Consider the following 14,225-nt stretch of genomic DNA (forward strand, 5'->3'; position numbering starts at 1 on the left):
GTGATGCTGGAACACCTTGATGGTATGGAACGGCCTGAATGTTAAGAAAAGCAGGCTATGCGGCGGTTTTGTTCGCAATGAACGGTTTGCCTGGGCTACAAATGTTCTGAAGGACAAAACGTTGAGCATGCTCCAGGTTCTCTGGGCATCTGTTGGAAGTAGCCCCACCGCGAGGCGAAGCAACGCTCCTTTCGGCGAAGCGGCGCCGGCCCTCGGGGCCCGTGATTCCAACCCTTCGAGGCCTTTCAGCCATGACTCCATCCACACGCGTTTACAGGGGCGTTGCCTACCCCGCCGACCATCAGGTCGCCCCCAGCCCCCAAGCTGTTGAGCATGTTTACCGCGGGGTTCACTTCGCCGAATCCCTGCGCCACGATCCAGCTCCTGCCAACGAATCCGTTGTTCTGCACTACCGGGGCAGCGTCTACCACCAACGCCGCCAAGATCTCGCCGCTCAGCTGCAGAGTCGCTGATCAAGCACAAGCCTGATCAGTTGTAACAACTGAGACACCGTGACCCTGCATGCTCGGGCCTAATAGCTCCTTCGCAGGGTCTTGTCATGGATCTCGCTCTTGCCCCCACAACCTGTGGTTATCGCCTGCAACCAGCTTCGGCTGTGGGCATGCTTTGGTTGCAAACCCACTTCGAAGACAAGCACTGGCACCATCTCGCTGAAGGTAATGTCAGCGTGGAGCAAGCCTCTGCTGACCTGATCTGCGACGACGCCACCGCAGCGGGTCTCTGCGTCAGCCGCACGGGCCTCCCGACGATCGCGCCGGACTAGGCCCAAGTCCGTCGCACCAAGGTCTTGCTATGGACCTGACTCCTTCAACCTGCACATTCAAGTGATTCCATGAAAAAAGTCGAAGCCATCATTCGTCCCTTCAAGCTTGAGGATGTCAAGGTGGCCTTGGTCAATGCCGGCATTGTCGGGATGACCGTCAGCGAAGTGCGCGGGTTCGGCAGGCAGAAGGGACAGGTTGAGCGTTATCGGGGATCGGAATTCACCGTTGAATTTCTGCAGAAACTCAAACTTGACGTTGTCGTTGATGACGACCGCGTTGAAACGGTGGTCAACGCCATTCAGGAAGCCGCCCGCACCGGTGAGATCGGCGATGGCAAGATCTTCATCAGCACCATTGAGACCGTGATCCGCATCCGCACCGGCGACCTCGACAGCAGCGCCATCTAAGCCGGCGCGATCGGGGCCATCGGGCTTCACGGCTTAGGTGGTCCTCACATCTGCTTCAGTGTGGCTCTCACCAAGCAATCGATCGCTGCAATGTCGAGCACCTCGATACCTTTTTGCGACCCAGGTCTGAGCCAGAGCAGGTATTCATGGTTGCCAGCCGGACCGGTGATCGGTGAGGCCACCAGTCCTGCCGCCTGCCAGTCCAGTGCAGCGGCGGCAGTGATCACCCCTTCAATGGCCTCGGCATGGGCCACGGGATCACGCACCACGCCGCCCTTGCCGACCCGGGCCTTGCCCACCTCGAACTGGGGTTTGACCAGCACCACCGCCTCGGCCTGCTCCGCAACCAGCAACCTCCTCAGGGCAGGTAGTACTAGGGCCAAGGAAATGAACGACAGATCGGCCACGGCCAGATCTGCCCAGAGATCGCCAGGACCATAGAGCTGGTCGGAGTGGAGATGGCGGAGGTTGGTGCGTTCCTTCAGGACCACCCGTTCGTCTGTGCGCAGGCTCCAGGCCGTCTGGCCGTAGCCCACATCCACCCCGTACACCTTGCTGGCTCCGTGTTGGAGCAGGCAGTCGGTGAAGCCACCGGTGGAGATCCCGCCATCCAGGCAGATCCGGCCTTCGACCTGCAGCGGGAAGGCCTCCAGGGCCGCGATCAGTTTCTCGCCTCCCCTGGAGACAAAACGCGGCCCTGGGTCAACGTCTGGCACCAGCTCCGCTCGCACCTCCATGCCCGGCTTGTCGAAAATCTGGCCGCCCAGACGCACCCGGCCCGCCCGGATCAGCTGCTGAGCCTGCTGGCGACTGGCGACCAAGCCGAGGGCCACAAGATGGAGATCAAGGCGCTGCTTCGGGGCCATGGCCAGGGTTGTGCCGACCGGCTTGGTCGGAGCCGGCTGGAGATTCAGTGGGTACTGAACCACGGCCCAGGGCCAGAGAAGGCTCACAGCCGACCCATAGATTGGGAACAACATTGAGCTTTGCTAGTCCTTGATCGAGCGTTATTCCCTGCCTGAGATGGCCAGGATCTGGAGTGAGCAGGCCAAATTCCAGACCTGGTTAGAGGTGGAGCTGGCAGCCTGTGCAGCCCAGTGTGAGCTGGGCCGGGTCCCGGCTGAAGCGCTGGCGGAGATCCAGGCCAAGGCACGTTTCGAGCCTGAGCGGATTGCCGTGATTGAAGCGGAGGTGCGCCACGACGTGATTGCCTTCCTCACCAACGTCAATGAGCACGTCGGAGACTCTGGCCGCTACATCCACGTCGGCATGACCAGCTCCGATGTGCTCGACACTGGCCTGGCCCTGCAGCTGAAGGCATCGGTTCAGGCCCTGCGCCATGAACTTGACGGTTTGGTGTCGGCTCTGCGTGAGCTGGCCGGGGCCCACAAGGACACGGTGATGGTTGGTCGCTCCCATGCCATCCATGGCGAGCCGATCACCTTCGGCTTCAAGGTGGCTGGCTGGCTGGCTGAAACCCTGCGCAACCAGGAACGGCTGGAGCGGTTGGAGACGGTGGTGGCCGTGGGGCAGATCAGCGGAGCGATGGGCACCTATGCCAACACCGATCCTGAGGTGGAAGCCCTCACCTGCCAACGGCTTGGTCTGGTCCCCGACACCGTCAGCACCCAGGTGATCGGCCGCGATCGGCATGCCGACTACGTCCAGACCCTGGCTTTGGTTGGCACCTCCCTGGAGCGTATCTCCACTGAAATCCGCAACCTGCAACGCACCGACGTGCTGGAGGTGGAGGAAAGCTTTGCCAAGGGCCAGAAAGGAAGCTCGGCGATGCCACACAAGCGCAACCCCATTCGCAGCGAGCGGATCAGCGGACTGGCGCGCGTGCTGCGCAGCTACACCGTGGCCGCCCTGGAGAACGTGGCCCTCTGGCATGAGCGGGACATCAGCCACAGCTCGGTGGAGCGAATGATGCTGCCGGATTGTTCCGTCACCCTCCACTTCATGCTGCGCGAGATGACCGCAGTGATCCGGGGACTGGGCGTCTATCCGGCCAACATGCAGCGCAACTTGAACGTTTATGGCGGCGTGGTGTTCAGTCAGCGGGTGCTGCTAGCCCTTGTCGAAGCCGGCATGGCCCGCGAGCAGGCCTACGCCATCGTTCAGCGGCATGCCCATAGCGCCTGGAACACCGAAGGCGGCGATTTTCGCGCCAACCTCAACGGTGATGCTGAAGTCTGCGGCCGTCTCAATGCCGCCCAGCGCGAAGCCTGCTTCAGCACGGCCTTGCATCAGGCCCAGCTGGGCGTGATCTGGGAGCGGCTGGGCCTCTGAAATCCCGCCCCAGCCCCTCGGAATGCTGCCGGACGATCGCTCTTTGTGGGGAAAAGGGGGTGGCGTTGAGAACCGGCTCCAAGGGCCTAGGGCAAATCATCCACAGCTTTGCGGGCTTGGGCCAGCAAGGTCTCCAGCTCGCGATCAGACGTCCCCTGCTCCAGCTGGATCTGGCTCTCGGGCGGTGGAAGTGGCGGCATTCGATCGGCGACCATGGCACGGGGTCGCGGTCTCCCGCGGCTCTTGCCGCTTCGCTCTGCCAGCCAGAGAATCACGAGAACCACCACGGCGACGATCCAACCGGTGGGTCCAGCCACAAACAGGGCTGCCACCAGAAGGATCAGCAGGCAGCCTCCGCAGCCTGAGGCACAGCCATCGCTTGGGGCGGTGCTCAAGGAAACATGCGCTTTGCTGGGACGGCAGGGATTCTATGGAGAGGCAGCTGGTTGCTCCGCTTAGCGTGGATGACTGATCGCGGCAGCCATTTTGGCTGAAAGCCCCATCTCAGCCTGCCAGCAGTCGAACAAGCGTTATGAAACTGTCCGGTTCCCAGTTTCCGGGATGTTGATGGCGATGGGTATCGCTCTTGCCACCGCCGGCTGCTCGGGTGGGCAACTGCCCCCCTGCGTCCAGGTCAGGGCGGATGTTCAGGAGGCGAAGATAACTCCACCTTCGCAGCAAGCCTTGATTGGTATCGATGGCAGTGGTTCGATGGCCGGTTTCCTCTCTGGGGGAGGTGATGGTGAGGACTGGAAGCGTCTGTTGAGGGCGATCAAACTCACGGCCGGAGAGTTCAAAAGCACTGAGACCTATCGCATTGGTGGCAGCAAAAGCACAACAATGGGTGCCATTGACGAAGCAGCAGAGCCTTGTTATTTCGGCGGCTGTGCCGGTGTTCCCAGCGTGGCCTCCAGTCTCGATACCCTCTGGACCCTTCCCCAGCAGACCGGACCGGTTCCCCTGCGGGTGATGGTGTCGGATCTGGAAGTGAACCAAGGAGATATCTCTGCCCTGCGTGGTGCCATTGGGGCCGACCTAAGGCGAGGTGCCAGCATCGGAATCCTGGGGCTGAGACTGCCGTTTGAAGGCACGGTTTTCGATAGCAACGCCAAGCGGATTCATGATGGCAAGGCCAACCGGCCGCTTTACCTCCTTGCCACCGGGTCCAGGGGGGCCGTGGAATCCTTTCTCGCCGGTGTGCGTCAGACTCTCGCCCTTTCGGGATTCAAGGGACCCATCGAGTCTTCGTTGTTGGGGGGCAAGACCGCCACGCTCAAGGCCGCTACGGCCTGGGGGGAACCACGGGCCAGCGCCAGCTCAGGGTTGCCCATTCGCATCAGCGGTACCACTTATGGCCCCAGCGGCAACGCCGATTACCAACTGGTGAAACTTCTGCCCACGGCCGCCGGCTTGGTGGTGAGCTCATCGAAGGGTCTGGTGGCATCCAGCGTTGCGGCTGGAAGCGCTGCGCCGGCAGACCTGATGACCATCAGCCCCCTGGCCTTAGCCGGAGCCAGCCGGGAACCCTCCGCCGAGGGAGTCACGGTGACAGAGCTGTCCGTGATCGGAGGGGAACTGGTGGCACGGTTCACGGTGGCTCCGGGAACTCCAGGCGGTGCATTCCGTGGAACGGTGAAAGCGGGGAGTTTGCCGGAGCAGTGGTGGTTGACCTGGAATCGGGGACCTGCTGCCGCGGGCAAGGCCAAAGACCAGACGGATAACCTTCTACTGACCCTGACCAGCCTCAGCCAGGCTGTTGTCCCTGCCGGCAGCCCACCCGCTGCTGCTTTCTGCGTTGCCTTCACCACCTGAGCTGTGAGCCTTCATGCGTCCCCGGGAGTGGATCAGTCTTCTTGTTTGCGTCATCGCTGGACTGCTCTGGGTGTTCCTGGCCCAGAATGTTTTGTTTCTCAATGTGTTCGCCGGTTGGCTTGTCGGGCCGGGGCTTGATCTTCAGGACTATTTGCAGACCGGCAGCAGCCCCTCGTTCACCGTGCTTTGGCTTGGATGTCTCACAGCCTTGTTGATCTGGTATAGCGTGACTTTTCGACGCAGCACGCGGAGCTCCGCCGAAGTCCGTCAGATGCGAGGTCGCTGGTGGCTGGCAGCCCTGCTTCTTGTGCTGTTCGGTTGGCTGGCCCAGCTCCACTTCACCGTTTTCAAATGGCAAGTGACGGGCACCAGCCCATTGGAAGGCGGCGGCGTGAATTACTACCCCTTGCCGTTGATGGGTTGGATCCTGCTGTTGCTGTTCGTGGTGCTGGATGTTGCCCTGTTGTTCTGGCTGCCCACCCTGCTGGCATCACCGAAAAGTCATCGCTTCGTGGTGCCTGGCGCCGCCAGCTTGAAGGGGGGGCGTTAAGATGACCCTGTTCGCAATTGGCGTCGGCGGCACCGGCGCCAAATGCCTCGAAGCCCTAACCCACCTGCACGCCTGCGGTCTGCTGGGCAAGGGGCGCGCCGCGAGTCTGGGCACCTTTCTGGTCGACCCCGACCAGCAGAGTGCTCTGTTATTACGAGCCCAGACGGCGATCAGTCGTTACGGGGCACTGCGACGGGCCATCGGTCATCGCAGCAATCACTTCGCGCTGGGCGATCTTCGCGACTATGGCCACTGGAGCCCTCTGAGCAGTAGCAGTGGGGCCGTAAGTTTGGACCAGGTTTTTCCGAAGGCGATCCTTAACAGCCAAGCCAGTGGCTTGGCGTCTCTGTTCGATTGCCTCTTCCCGCCAGAGGAGCAGGCGGCCGACCTTGAGGTGGGTTTTCGCGGCCGGCCGGCGATCGGTGCGGCAGTGATGAATCGAATCAATCTCGAGCAAGAAGCTCAGACCGGTCAGTGGCAGCAGATGCTCAGTGACATCAAGGCTGCAGCGGGGCAGGGAGAAGCACCCGTGATCCACCTGTTCGGCAGCGTGTTCGGCGGGACAGGCGCCTCAGGGGTGCCGAGCCTGGGGCTGTTGATCAAGAACTGGCTCAGCGATCAGAATCTTGGCGGTGTGAGGGTGCAGGCTTCGCTTCTGCTCCCCTATTTTGATTTCGAGCATCAAGGCGATTCCGATACTGGCGTGCATGCTGAATCTCGAAATTTTCAACTCAATACTGATGCGGCACTGCAGTATCTAAGAGGTAGCGGCAGCAGTTGTTTTGATCGTGTTTTTCTGGTTGGCAGCGATCAGAAGGCCCGATATGGGTTCAGCATCGGCGGTACCTCCCAGACCAATGCTGCCCACCTCGTCGAGTTACTAGCTGCCTTGGGGGTGCGCCATACTTCTGACAGCGACTATGCCTTTGTCTTGAGCCGCACCCGCCAGGATCTGATCAGTTGGGAAGATATTCCAGACGAGGAAGTCGTCGGACGTGGACTGGCGACAGGAGCCCGTTTTGCGGTGGCCTGGCTCAACAACTTCAGCCAGGAAATCGATGCAGCTCAACAGGTGTCAATGCGGACTTTCCTCAGTGGCGCCCCATGGGCCCGTCGGTTCTTCTCTCCTTCCGGGTCCGCCGCTGATTCAGCGGCGGGATGTCCATCGATCAGGGCCCCAGGCGAGCTCTCAACCAAGGTCTGCATCGATCAGTACTGCGAAACCCTTTTGCAATGGCTCCAACAGCTCAGCAGCAACTTGGGAAAGGGGTTTGAACAGGATCTGTTTGGCGTTGAAGAACTCGTTCGCACCCCTTACCCGGACAACAATCTCCACCAGGTCGTGCGGGGCAAAACGCGCTCCGATCGCCAGGCAGATGCCGACACGGTGGAGGCCATCAAGATCAGCATGGACGTGATGCCTGCATCTGAAATCCAGCACGTCGGCATCGCAGGCCTGGCCGACACCCTCTGGACGCTCTGCGCCTGAATCTTCCCTTTATGGCCGCCTCCGACATCGTTCAGTACCCCTGGTTTCCGAAGACGGAACCCCGTCTTGCTGGTGCCGCCGAGGCGGGCATCTGGCAAGGGCGTGATCAACAGAGCCTGGGCATGATTGCCAAGAGCCTCGTCTATGAGGTGGCGACCAGCGAGGTCAACTCCCTTCCCTCCCCCTGGTCCCGTGCCCTCCAGTTTGAGCAGGCCGTCCTCCATAGCCGCTACCCCACCCGCGCCGCACTGCTGGAGGAGCTGTTCGGTTGTCTGGCCACCGTGGGGCTCTGGGAGATGTTTGGTGTGAAGCTCGAAGCTGAGCGGGTCAGCCTTGCCGATCTTGCTGGCGTTGAGGATGGGGCGGTCGGGCCCTTCTCTCGCAGCCTGCTGAGTTCCGCACCAGCCCCTAACCAGGCTCTCTACAGGCTGGCTGATGGCAGTAATCCCTGGCATCAACTTTATATTCTGCGTCTGAATGGGCAGGTGATTGGCTTTAGTTCTCCTGCCACTCTGATCTGTCCGGCCGTTTGTCTGCCACAGACAATTCCAGGGATGAACTGGTCAGCGAAAGGACGCTTTTCCTCCCCCACCCGCTACCTAGGCGTTCCCCAAAGGCAGGCTCTGGCCGACTGGATGAACCATCTGAGTGTCGAGTTATTGGCCGCCCCTGATCTCAACAGCCAGGTGATGACGTCCCAACTTGCCGAGGTACTCAAAGGCTTCATCAACGAACTGACTGGAGGACGAGGGGGGCAAGCGGCGATCTCTGAAACCCGGGTGCCCAACTTGCCTCCGAAACCAACCGTTCTCGTCTTGCTGGCCAGGCCGGCCAAGGGAGGAATAAGTCCTAGTCAGGCCACGCTTGAATTGCTTGATCGCCGCCGCCGGCCGTTGGAAAACACCCCTGCCAAGCCGGTGGTGTTGCTTGATCCAGAGATGCCAAACCGGCTGGGGATCCAGGCCTCAGAGATCTGTCTTTACAAATCGGCAACTCTGGAGTCGGTGGGGTACAGCAAGGCGCAACTGGAGTATCTCTATGGTAACGAGATTGAGGTGATCACCCCAGACGATCTCTTCCTTGACGCGATTCATCTTTTGGTTGGTAGTGGCGCTCTGCTCAACTCCTGGCTGCCCCGAAAACTTGAAGGCCAACCACTGATTAATGGTGATGCTGTGACGCCGTTGTTGCCATTAAAGGAAAAGGTCCGTGATCTGTATAGCAGCGAGGAACTTTTAAGAGCCTGCAGTCTGAGGCTTGTGCAGATAAGGGGCGGCAGTGAATTGGAACTCACTCTGCAACTCCCGCTTGTGGGGCAAAGGAATCCCTACCCGGTCAGTCGCTCTTTCCCACTCAAGGAACAAAACTGATTACAGAAGACCTGCCTGTGGTTAGCCTTTGGCCGAACATCTCTGACAGCCAATGGAGTGAATTTGTTGTCTTCTGTGAGGACAGCAGCCTGGGCCTCACTGTCGATGGTTTTGCCGATTACCAGCGTCGCTTTGGCCGTGAGGCAGGTCAGTCGGTGAAGTACTTCACGACAAATCGCTTTCCCGATCTGATCAAGATGATCGAGCACGGCCAGGAGCGGGGCCTGATTCCGGTGGAGCCACCCGCAGTGGTCAGTGGTCAATCTGGTGAATGGAAAGTCGGCATTGACTTCGGTACTTCATTCACCAACTTCTATGTGGATGAAGGTGGGGGACCAGCCCTTAAACCGCTCGATACCCGGGTGATTCCCCTCACCCTTGCCCAGAAGGAAACGCGTCAGATCCTTTTGAGTCAGTACTTCATCCCGGAGGACATGCTCCCCCGAGGGCAGAATCCACCTACCGCTACGGCCTTGAGCTTGCGGGGTTGGCAGGAGTTGCCTGGAACTGTGCCAGAGCTGTTTCATGAAGCCCGCCTCAAGGTGCCCACGCCAGGGGAGTTTGGCGGCGCTGAACTGAGAACTGGTTTCAAGTGGCGTCAACTCCAGTATCAGAAACCCTACCTCAAAGAGCTGGCTCTTTTGATCAGTTGCAATGCAGCGGCGGGTGGTGCCAGTGCAATGGCGTGGTCGGTGTCCTATCCCAGCGCGTTCTCACCCAATGAAGTGCAGATGTATCGCCGGCTTTGGATCGATCTATGCCAAGAACTCAGCTCCATCACTGGCTTGCGTCACAGTTTGACCAAGGCAGGCGGTGAGGGTGGTCTTCAGACCGAGGCTGTTGCCTTTGCCAGCTATTTCGGAAACTATCAGAGCCGCCGGATGGTTCATACTGCCTGCCTGGATGTCGGTGGCGGCACCACCGATCTGAGCATCTGGCAAGAAAATACCCTGTCCCATCAAGTTTCAGTTCCCTATGCAGGCCGTCAGATCTGCAGTCAGCTGTTGCAGCGCAAGCCATCCTTCCTGAAGCGATTGTTCCCTCCGAGCCTTACAGCCGATATCAGCGATGACGAGGCTCGCGCCCGCCAGGACAGGAACTTCACGAGCCGACTTGATAACATCATGCGCTATGGTTCGCAAGATTTACTCTCGGAACGATTGCCAGTTCTGCGTAGTGAAGGCTCTGCCCAGCTAGAGGAATTCATCAGCCTGCTGGGCCTGAGTTTTGGTGGTATCTATCATTATCTTGGTACGATTCTCAAAGGGCTCAACCATGAAAGTCGGCTGATACGCCCCACGGCAATGCCCGTCTATTTAGGAGGCAATGGTGGCAGATTGATTAACTGGCTTGATCAGAGTGGGCAGTTTAGATCTGGTTGCGAAGCCGACCAACTGATGGAGCGATTACAGCAGCTAAGTGCCGGGTTGACCATCTCGCCAGCCTCTACAACACTTTCTGGCGCGTTTAAGGATGAAACAGCCTGCGGACTGATCAGCACTGGTGTGAATCTGAAAGGAGATTTTGATCCCCGCGATGAGCTGATGTTCTCCGGTGAAATGCTGGAGATCAATGGCCAGTCTTTTGGGCCCACCGATCGGGTTGCCATGCTTGCCGACGACACGTTGGTTAGCAGCTATCGGCTTGGAAGTCTTGATGAACTCAAGTGTTTTTTGGAGAACTACGACGCCGCAATCAAGAGCTGTCGCATCACATCGTTGCTGCCCCTGCGCAAGCTCACCCAACTCGATACCCTCTGGGCTGACGTGGAGACCGAAGTCCGCTCGCTTTGCCTCCAGCGAGTAGGTGGTGAGCTTGCCGAGCTTGAGCCAGAACCCGGATTCATCCTGGCGCTGCGGGCTCTCACCAACACCTTGGGCCGCCAGTGGGCCGATCGCTATTGACTCGCCGCTGCGACCGATGACTCTTGTGCCCGTGCTACAGCCTTTCTTGATGATTTCACTCTGGGCTCCAGCCGTTCTGGCTCAGGTGCCCCCCCCCGAAGCTGGCAACTCCCTTCAAGCTCCTACTCCATCCACAATTTTTGCAGCTCCCGCGCAGACCTCACCGGCTACGGATTCGCCATCTCCAGCGTTTCCACAATCTTCAGCGCCTCCAGTGCCGGTGAGCCCGTCAAAGACGATGTCAGCATCGAGTCCATCAGCGATCTGGATCGCGGCACTGGGCTTGGGTCTGGTCAGTGGCATCTCTGGCATTGGATGCTCTTATCTTCTGTTCAATCGTCTCGGCAAACTGCGCTATCGCATCAGCAAGCTTGAACGGAATTCTGCCAGTACAGCCCACAGCGATCTTGGACTGAGCCAAGAGTTGAGCCAGCTCAAAGCAGAACTCAACGAACTCCGTGTAGAATTCTTTGCCCGAATTGTTGCTTCCCCGCCCGCCCTGCTTGGTGCTATCGCAGCGGAGCCGCAGGAGGAACAGGCCCTGGGTTCCGCTTCAACTGATATCCTCACCAGTTCTAAAAAGCTGGGCCAGAAAATCGAAGCCTTGATTGAGGCCATCAATCGGAGGGACAAATCCATGATAAGGGATGCCAACCCTACAGAACTCAATATCACCCGCGCTTCAGAAGATGACATCCAGATGGGCCGTTCGCAACCCACCAGCCTTGAAGTGGTCCTTGGTGGCGGCAGCTATTTGCATGTCAGGCTTGGAACGAACGATTGGCTGTTGCCGACAGAACGCACGTTAGAGGGTTTTCGCAATCACCAACCACCTAAAGGCATTTTCAAGTTTTTTCCACGTGCTGTGGCCTCTGCTCAGGTGATCGTGGCCGCACGGATTATGGCTAACGGGGATCAGTGGCTGGTGTCAGAAAGTGGCGAGACTGCCTTTCCAGGCTAGATATTTGGGGCTAGATATACCGTGCTAGATCTGACGTGACCCCCATCAGTGGTCCAGTTCCAGTGAGAGCTGGTGGGGTTGTCATGCCGCTCTCCATTGCTGGAGGACTTCCAAGGGCGTACGCCCTTGGAGAGCCGAATGCGGTCTGTATGTGTTGTACTCCATTCTGTGCCTTTCCGCCAAGATCTTGGCTTCATTGACCGATGAGAAGAGTTCAATATTTAGGAATTCATCCCTGAGCCTGCCATTGAAGGATTCAACGAATGGATTCTCCCAGGGTGATCCTGGTGGGATATAGGCGACGCCAGTGCCACTTCCTGTGCACCATTCCTGCAGGGCATGGGCAATAAACTCTGGTCCATTGTCCATCCTCAAGTGGGTGGGTGCTGGATGCTGTTTGAGTAGCTCCTCAATCGTGTCGATCACATCCACAGCCTTGCAGCGCCGGCCCACCCGAATGGCCAGACAGACGCGACTGAATTCTTCCACGACATTCAAGAACTTGAGATTTCTGCCATTCATAGTCTGATCAAACTGGAAATCAATCGCCCATACGTGATGTGGGTACTCGGCCCTCAGAAGCTCTCTCGATCCGTTTGCCGCTCTCGAGCGCTTCCTCTTGCGGGGCAGAGGCCGCTGTAACCCTTCCTCCCGCCAGATCCGTTGCACCCGCTTGTGGTTCACGCTCCAGCCATCCAGGAGCAGGCGCCGATAGACCAAGCGCCGTCCCCAGCGCACATGGCGACGTGCCAACGCCAGGATGCTCTGCCGAAGCTTGTGCTCCTCAAGATCAACAACGCGTGCTGGTCGGCGTTGGGTGGTGCGGTTCTGTCCTGTCAGACGGCAGGCGCGCCGCTGCGAAACCCGGAATCGATCCTGCAGAACCACAACGGCTCTGCGGCGTCGTTCCGGGCTTAGAAGTTTCCCTCGGCAAGCTCCTTGAACATGGCCTTGTCGAGCTCTGCGTTGGCCAACAATCGTTTGAGCTGAGTATTCTCGTGCTCCAGCTCCTTGAGTCTCTTGGCCTCGCTGGATTTCATTCCTCCGTAGAGCTGCTGCCAGCGGTGGTACGTGGGAGCCGAGACCTCCAAGGCCCGACAGACATCGGCGACAGTCTGACCTTGGTTGAGCAGCTGCTCGGCCTGCCGAAGCTTGCGGATGATCTGCTCTGGGTTGTGGCGCTTGCGTTTCATTGGGCTTCTCCTGGCCAAGTCTGGCCAATAGGGAAGCTCTCATAAGGACTGGTTCAGTTTTTAGGGTCCACGTCAGATCTTCCAATCTAGGGGTAGTCTAACTCAGAAGCTCTGCATGGCCTGCCTCGCCGTTATTCCGCTCGAGAGTTCTCCAGTCGATCAAGTCGTGCTGCAAGTCTGGCCAGCATCTGGGAAGTGTTTTGCCTCAGAGGATCTGCATTGACACTCAGGCGGCCGCGATCGAGAAGCGTCCAACGCCGACCGTGCTGGATTGACAGTGCTGTGGCGGGCTTGTGGAGATGCAAGGTGGCAGGCAACTGCGCTGATCCCTCAATCTCAAACAATCGCTCCAGGGACTGAACTTGTGCTCGTCGCTCGAGACTGCCAGGCCTGGGTAACAACAACCATTGCGCGCCCAGAATTTCCAGTGCCCAGGTGGAGCCCTGCGAGAAACTTTCCAACTCGACATGCTCGATTTCACCACTCAGGGTTCGGCCGCTCAGAGAGCAGGGCCGGCTGAAGGGCTCTAGGAGTGTCGGTGAATGGCCATAGATGTCAATGATCTGATCCAATGGCAGGTTGAGTGCCGGAGTTGACTGTTGCCCCTTTTCTTCTTGTGCTGGCTGGCCAGGAGCTTCGCCTGCGTTTACAGGAGCGCATGCCTTGTGGATGACTGAAAGGCTGTTCCGCTCAAGCTGTTCAAGCCGGCCGCTGATACCGGCCACGTCCTGGGCAATGGCTTCAAAGCTGCGCTCCAGCTTTTCATTGGTTTCGCGGAAGCGATCGCTGAGCTGGCGCACGCTTTTGAGCAAAAACTTCACTGACTCGACGATCTGGGCTGGATCGACATGGCTCATGATGCCACCAAACTATGGCGCGAATTCAACAAGTCTGACCTGAGCCATGGCTCGCCATACACAGCCCAAATTTAGGCCATTGGACTGCTCAATCGCCCCAGGCAACGTGCGGAATGAAGGCCTCGATGGACGTAGCTCAGCCCCCAAGCTGGCCGGGGCGCGAGACTTCAGGGCCCTCTTGTTGGAACCCCATGGCTCTCGATCGTTTCAGGCAGGCGCTGGCGACGTTGATGGAGCAGGCCCCCAACGATCCACTGGAGCGCGACGAGTTCTTTGAGGTGAACCCTCTGCCTGCTGAGGACGGCCCGTTCGAGCTGGTGGTGGTGGATGAGGAGAACGGCATCTTCGCGGCCCTCTATCTCGACCGTTTATTCGAGGAGGGAGACCCAGGTCAGGAGGCGATCGCCGCCCTGGTGCCGGCCTATCTGCAGAGCGCCTTTGGCCTGGAGCAGGCCGAATGGGAGGCCACCGCACCGTTCGACCTGGGTTGGCGCTCCCGGGACTTTCTCTGGTTTCTGGAATTCACCCTGCCCGGGCTCCAACCCCCGTGTCACAGCGACGGCTGAACCGGCTGTTGAAAGGCGGCTGGATCCGGGCCTACCTCG

General features: G+C 59.1%; 15 protein-coding genes. 11 read left to right on the forward strand and 4 right to left on the reverse strand.

What is annotated here, in order from left to right; genetic code table 11:
• The first annotated feature begins 251 nt into the window (after positions 1-251).
• From ACXMDM_RS07400 to ACXMDM_RS07410, 3 genes are all read left to right on the forward strand, one after another.
• Positions 252-473: a DUF4278 domain-containing protein gene (locus tag ACXMDM_RS07400; protein WP_259723301.1), complete on the forward strand. Its 222-nt coding sequence runs from the start codon at positions 252-254 to the stop codon at positions 471-473.
• Positions 474-559: 86 nt separating this feature from the next.
• Positions 560-784, forward strand: a complete 225-nt coding sequence (locus ACXMDM_RS07405) for a hypothetical protein (RefSeq protein ID WP_071801210.1) — start codon at positions 560-562, stop codon at positions 782-784.
• 69 nt (positions 785-853) lie between these two features.
• Positions 854-1,192 (forward strand): P-II family nitrogen regulator, encoded by a 339-nt coding sequence (locus tag ACXMDM_RS07410; RefSeq protein ID WP_071801211.1) that lies wholly within the window; start codon positions 854-856, stop codon positions 1,190-1,192.
• A 44-nt stretch (positions 1,193-1,236) separates the two neighbouring features.
• Here the strand turns inward: ACXMDM_RS07410 and ACXMDM_RS07415 are convergent, their stop codons facing one another.
• Complete coding sequence (locus ACXMDM_RS07415; protein WP_311134222.1) at positions 1,237-2,058, reverse strand: TlyA family RNA methyltransferase; 822 nt, start codon at positions 2,056-2,058, stop codon at positions 1,237-1,239.
• A gap of 130 nt (positions 2,059-2,188) precedes the next feature.
• Here ACXMDM_RS07415 and purB point away from each other — a divergent pair, with 130 nt between their 5' ends.
• Positions 2,189-3,484: an adenylosuccinate lyase gene (gene purB / locus ACXMDM_RS07420; RefSeq protein WP_259723300.1), complete on the forward strand. Its 1,296-nt coding sequence runs from the start codon at positions 2,189-2,191 to the stop codon at positions 3,482-3,484.
• A gap of 86 nt (positions 3,485-3,570) precedes the next feature.
• Here the strand turns inward: purB and ACXMDM_RS07425 are convergent, their stop codons facing one another.
• Positions 3,571-3,879, reverse strand: a complete 309-nt coding sequence (locus ACXMDM_RS07425; RefSeq protein ID WP_259723299.1) for a hypothetical protein — start codon at positions 3,877-3,879, stop codon at positions 3,571-3,573.
• 178 nt (positions 3,880-4,057) lie between these two features.
• On the opposite strand from ACXMDM_RS07425, the gene ACXMDM_RS07430 reads away from it, so the two are divergent.
• The 6 genes from ACXMDM_RS07430 (at position 4,058) to ACXMDM_RS07455 (ending at position 11,570) form a co-directional block, all read left to right on the forward strand.
• Complete coding sequence (locus ACXMDM_RS07430) at positions 4,058-5,296, forward strand: hypothetical protein (RefSeq protein WP_499569300.1); 1,239 nt, start codon at positions 4,058-4,060, stop codon at positions 5,294-5,296.
• A gap of 13 nt (positions 5,297-5,309) precedes the next feature.
• Positions 5,310-5,846, forward strand: a complete 537-nt coding sequence (locus ACXMDM_RS07435) for a hypothetical protein (protein ID WP_259723297.1) — start codon at positions 5,310-5,312, stop codon at positions 5,844-5,846.
• Position 5,847: 1 nt separating this feature from the next.
• Positions 5,848-7,335 carry a hypothetical protein gene (locus tag ACXMDM_RS07440; protein WP_259723296.1) on the forward strand — a complete coding sequence of 496 codons (1,488 nt, stop codon included), beginning with the start codon at positions 5,848-5,850 and terminating at the stop codon, positions 7,333-7,335.
• Between the two features lie 11 nt (positions 7,336-7,346).
• Positions 7,347-8,705, forward strand: coding sequence for a hypothetical protein (locus ACXMDM_RS07445; protein WP_499569302.1), 1,359 nt, complete (start codon positions 7,347-7,349; stop codon positions 8,703-8,705).
• 17 nt (positions 8,706-8,722) lie between these two features.
• Positions 8,723-10,609, forward strand: a complete 1,887-nt coding sequence (locus tag ACXMDM_RS07450) for a hypothetical protein (protein ID WP_259723294.1) — start codon at positions 8,723-8,725, stop codon at positions 10,607-10,609.
• Between the two features lie 283 nt (positions 10,610-10,892).
• Positions 10,893-11,570: a hypothetical protein gene (locus tag ACXMDM_RS07455; protein ID WP_259723293.1), complete on the forward strand. Its 678-nt coding sequence runs from the start codon at positions 10,893-10,895 to the stop codon at positions 11,568-11,570.
• A gap of 81 nt (positions 11,571-11,651) precedes the next feature.
• Here ACXMDM_RS07455 and ACXMDM_RS07460 read toward each other — a convergent pair.
• A protein-coding gene (locus tag ACXMDM_RS07460; RefSeq protein WP_120352794.1) for an IS3 family transposase occupies positions 11,652-12,763 on the reverse strand; the annotation gives its coding sequence in 2 pieces (ribosomal slippage) (positions 11,652-12,505 and positions 12,505-12,763; 1,113 coding nt in all).
• Between the two features lie 131 nt (positions 12,764-12,894).
• Positions 12,895-13,620 carry a hypothetical protein gene (locus ACXMDM_RS07465; protein ID WP_259722915.1) on the reverse strand — a complete coding sequence of 242 codons (726 nt, stop codon included), beginning with the start codon at positions 13,618-13,620 and terminating at the stop codon, positions 12,895-12,897.
• 191 nt (positions 13,621-13,811) lie between these two features.
• On the opposite strand from ACXMDM_RS07465, the gene ACXMDM_RS07470 reads away from it, so the two are divergent.
• Positions 13,812-14,186 (forward strand): hypothetical protein, encoded by a 375-nt coding sequence (locus ACXMDM_RS07470; protein ID WP_259722916.1) that lies wholly within the window; start codon positions 13,812-13,814, stop codon positions 14,184-14,186.
• Positions 14,187-14,225: the final 39 nt, after the last annotated feature.

It is taken from the genome of Synechococcus sp. CS-603, assembly GCF_977929215.1.

Coding starts and splice junctions, on each gene's coding strand:
- ACXMDM_RS07400 (WP_259723301.1), top strand. CDS start 252: ATGACTCCATCCACACGCGTTTACAGGGGCGTTGCCTACCCCGCCGAC.
- ACXMDM_RS07405 (WP_071801210.1), top strand. CDS start 560: ATGGATCTCGCTCTTGCCCCCACAACCTGTGGTTATCGCCTGCAACCA.
- ACXMDM_RS07410 (WP_071801211.1), top strand. CDS start 854: ATGAAAAAAGTCGAAGCCATCATTCGTCCCTTCAAGCTTGAGGATGTC.
- ACXMDM_RS07415 (WP_311134222.1), bottom strand. CDS start 2,058: ATGGCCCCGAAGCAGCGCCTTGATCTCCATCTTGTGGCCCTCGGCTTG.
- ACXMDM_RS07430 (WP_499569300.1), top strand. CDS start 4,058: ATGGGTATCGCTCTTGCCACCGCCGGCTGCTCGGGTGGGCAACTGCCC.
- ACXMDM_RS07435 (WP_259723297.1), top strand. CDS start 5,310: ATGCGTCCCCGGGAGTGGATCAGTCTTCTTGTTTGCGTCATCGCTGGA.
- ACXMDM_RS07440 (WP_259723296.1), top strand. CDS start 5,848: ATGACCCTGTTCGCAATTGGCGTCGGCGGCACCGGCGCCAAATGCCTC.
- ACXMDM_RS07445 (WP_499569302.1), top strand. CDS start 7,347: ATGGCCGCCTCCGACATCGTTCAGTACCCCTGGTTTCCGAAGACGGAA.
- ACXMDM_RS07465 (WP_259722915.1), bottom strand. CDS start 13,620: ATGAGCCATGTCGATCCAGCCCAGATCGTCGAGTCAGTGAAGTTTTTG.
- ACXMDM_RS07470 (WP_259722916.1), top strand. CDS start 13,812: ATGGCTCTCGATCGTTTCAGGCAGGCGCTGGCGACGTTGATGGAGCAG.